The organism is uncultured Campylobacter sp., from assembly GCF_938031315.1.
GTDB lineage: Bacteria > Campylobacterota > Campylobacteria > Campylobacterales > Campylobacteraceae > Campylobacter_B.
Genome location: NZ_CALHHT010000126.1, coordinates 1 through 3,542, shown reverse-complemented (window position 1 = coordinate 3,542; position 3,542 = coordinate 1). Strand labels below are relative to the sequence as shown.

Here is a 3,542-nt window from a genome sequence, read left to right as displayed (position 1 = left end):
TAAGCGGCGGATTAGAATCTGCATTGCAAAGCGCTTGTGCGGGCGCTAGTGCGAGCACCGCTGCGAGGCTAAGCATAGAGGAGCAGATGGATTTTTTCATATATTTGATCCTTTGAAATTCGTAAAGTTTGCGATTATACATAAAAATAGATCAGTTTGCAATATGAAAATCACTGATCGGTTTTTAAAATAGGGGGGGCTACATTTTTAATTTTAAGTAATAAAAATTTACTCTTTGCGCAGAATAAATTCTTGACTGCAAAATTTAACCCTTTTTTAGGGGGGCATTTTGAGCGGATTACAAGTGGTAAAAAATCCTAGCAAGAGGATTTTTAGTAAAATTTGAAATAATAAAAATCTGAGCTAAATTTATTTTAGCAATTCCAAGCTGCGGTAGAATTTATGCAAGATAAATTTTAAACGAGCGGAATTTTATATAAATGCCGTTTCGCCCGCGAAAAAGCTTTTTTAAAAAATTTAAACGAGCAAGATTGCGCGATAAATTTTATGTGATCCCCGCTGCAAGAGCTAAAGCATAGCAAGCAGGAGATAAAATTTACGCGATAAATCTTGCGTGATAAATTTTAAAATAAGCCGCAAATCCTACAAGAAGCTGTAAATTCCATCTAGCAAGAAATATCTTTTATCCGCAGCGCCGTGATAAAATGGATTAAAAGTCCCTTCGTATGCCTTTTCAAAAAAGCCCTCTTTGCTTAGCTTTATAAGCTCTGCATTGACGAAATCCAGTAGCTCTTTATTGCCCTTCTGCACGCCAATACCCATGAAATCGGGCTTACCTAGAGTTTTAAGCGGCACTTCTACCTCGCTATCGACTACCGGATATGCCATTGCGATTAGATTATCGGTCGTGTAGGCGTCCACGTCGCCGTCTTTTAGCATGCGGTAGCACTCTCTGGCGATCTTACAAAATGTAAAATTTCCAAAGCCTTCTTGTTTAAAAAATGCCTCGCCTGTACCGCCGCTTTCGAGTAAAATTCTTTTCTCTCGCAGATCGGCTAAGGATTTTATTCTATCGGCTTTGCGGGTTAAAACTCCAAGATTTACTGAAAAATACGGTGTTGAAAAATCGATCTGCTGCGCGCGTTCAGGCGTAATGGTAATCGTAGCGATGACGATATCTACGCGGTTGTTTACTAGTGCTGGAATTCTATCCTCGACCTTCATCGGTACAAGCTCGATTCTGCCGCCTTTTTCGCCGAAAAGATCATTTGCTATAGCCTGTGCCATCGTAACTTCAAAGCCCTCGAAAGCCCCATCGTTCAGCTCGCTAAAAGGAGGCTGTCCGTCGTAAACGCCGATGCGAACGACGCCTTTTGATCTGATCTGTTCCAAACTATCGGCGAAAGCAACGATAAATGGTAGCAACATTGCAAGAAGCAATTTCATGGCAAATCCTTAAATTTAATCTCTCTTCCGCTTTCAAACCAAGCGGGAAATTTTATTTGCTAAAATTCTAAAAGCCGGACTTAAAAATTTAAAGCAAGCTCTTAGAGCATATTGTAAATTCCATCTAGCAGAAAATATTTCTTATCCGCTGTACCGCGATAGAATGGATCAAAGCTCTGCTCGTAGGCCTTTTTGAAAAAGCCCTCTTTGCTTAGCTTGATGAGCTCCGCATTGACGAAATCAAGTAGTTCTTTATTATCTTTCTGCACGCCGATGCCGATGAAATCGCTAGGGCCTAGGTTTTTAAACGGCACTTCCAAAGTATCATCGATGACGGAATATGCAAGCACGATGAGATTGTCGTTTATATAGCCGTCCGCATCGCCATTTCGAATCATTTCGTAACATTCCTTAGCCGAAGCGCAATGGCCTAAATTTTTAAATCCCTTGGTTTTGAAAAATTTCTCGGCTACCGTCGCGTCGCCTTCGAATACGATCTTTTTATCATGAAGCTGCGCGATATCGGTAAAAGCGTCGGCTTTGCGCGTTAATACGCCTAAATTTGCGGAGAGGTAGGGGAGGGAGAAATCGATTTTTCTTTTTCGTTCGTTGGTGATGCTAAATAGACCGATAACTAAATCAAGCTTATTTGCCTCTAAAAATGGAATTCTATCATTTACGCTTAGTGGGATGAACTCGATTTTGCCCTCTTTTTTGCCGAAAATTTCTTTAGCAATAGCGTTTGCAAGATCAATCTCAAATCCTTCAAATTTGACGCCATTAGACTCGCAAAGTGGCGGATGAGCATCGCGCACTCCGATGCGAATGACGCCGTTTTGTCTGATTTGATCTAGGCTATCTGCAAAAAGCGCCGCACAAAATAGAGCCGCTATAAAAAGTAGTTTCATTTTATGTCCTTAAAATTGGATTTCGCATATTATCCGCTTATCATAAATGACGTTTTAGTCGAAGCCGTTAGATAAAACACTGCTAAATTTCGTCCTAAAATATGGCATAGAGCCCATCTAGTAAGAAGTATTTTTTATCTGCAGCGCCTTGATAAAATGGCTTGAAAGTTTCATCGTAAGAACGTTCGAAAAAGCCTTGCTTGCTAAGTGTAACAAGCTCTTTATTTATCAGATCAAGCAGTTCGGTATTGCCTTTGCGCACCCCAATGCCTAAGAATTCCGGATTACCTAGATTTTGGATTGCTACTTCTAAATTGTCGTCGATAATGGAATAAGCTAGTACAATGAGATTATCGTTAACGTAAGCATCGGCTTTGCCTTGCTTAAGCATATCATAGCATTCGGTAGTAATGGAGCAATGGATTAGATTGTGGATTTTATTTTTATACAAAAAATTTTCTGCCGTAGTACCGTTACCCTCTACTAAGACTTTTTTGTTTGAAAGATCGTCTATACTTTTGATGCCGTCGCTTTTACGTGTCAAAACTCCCAAACTCATCGAAAAATATGGATAAGAAAAGTCGATTTGCCTTTTTCTATCTTGCGTTATCGTGATGGTCGCGACTGCAAGATCTACCTTATCGTTTTGTAATGCAGAGATCCTATCGCTGGCATTTAAAGGGACGAACTCGACTCTACCGCGCTTATCACCGAATATGCTCTTAGCTATAGCATCTGCAAGGTTGATTTCAAAGCCTTCGAAATTACCACTTTTTTCATCACTAAAAGGTGGCCTACCATCACGAACACCGATTTTAACGACTCCGGCAGATCTGATCTGCTCCAAACTGCCCGCAAAAACACTGCTGCAAAGTGCAAAAATAATGCAAAAAAGTAGCTTCATAAACTATCCTTTTCTTAAAATTTAATATTATCCCTTAGATATTGCGTGATTTTACCCTAAAATAGTTAAACATAACTTCAATTACATAATACGGATTGCTAAATCGGCAGTAAGTGAACGAGATTAGAATTTAAGAAACGATAGATAAATTTTATGAAGTGAAATTTAGCCGTAGCGAAATGTGGCGCAGGAAAGTATAAGCTTTGATTAAAATTTATATATCGTAATTTACGGTGCAGTTTTTACTGTATCGGCATAGAATTTTAATTTGGAATTCATCCATCATACCTGCTTGCTTTTCGAGCTAGAATTTTTACGTCTTG

At 39.4% G+C, this 3,542-nt stretch carries 3 protein-coding genes; all 3 read right to left on the bottom strand.

Features of this window, described 5'->3' with window-relative positions; genetic code table 11:
* Positions 1-603: 603 nt before the first annotated feature.
* On the bottom strand, positions 604-1,407 hold the full coding sequence (locus Q0236_RS03465) for a transporter substrate-binding domain-containing protein (RefSeq protein WP_297915201.1): 804 nt from the start codon (positions 1,405-1,407) through the stop codon (positions 604-606).
* A 101-nt stretch (positions 1,408-1,508) separates the two neighbouring features.
* Positions 1,509-2,315, bottom strand: a complete 807-nt coding sequence (locus tag Q0236_RS03460) for a transporter substrate-binding domain-containing protein (RefSeq protein WP_297915198.1) — start codon at positions 2,313-2,315, stop codon at positions 1,509-1,511.
* A 94-nt stretch (positions 2,316-2,409) separates the two neighbouring features.
* Complete coding sequence (locus Q0236_RS03455; protein WP_297915195.1) at positions 2,410-3,219, bottom strand: transporter substrate-binding domain-containing protein; 810 nt, start codon at positions 3,217-3,219, stop codon at positions 2,410-2,412.
* Between the last annotated feature and the right edge of the window lie 323 nt (positions 3,220-3,542).

What these genes read in the sequence shown, in the direction of transcription:
- Q0236_RS03460 (WP_297915198.1), bottom strand. Translation starts at nt 2,315, where the DNA reads ATGAAACTACTTTTTATAGCGGCTCTATTTTGTGCGGCGCTTTTTGCA.
- Q0236_RS03465 (WP_297915201.1), bottom strand. Translation starts at nt 1,407, where the DNA reads ATGAAATTGCTTCTTGCAATGTTGCTACCATTTATCGTTGCTTTCGCC.
- Q0236_RS03455 (WP_297915195.1), bottom strand. Translation starts at nt 3,219, where the DNA reads ATGAAGCTACTTTTTTGCATTATTTTTGCACTTTGCAGCAGTGTTTTT.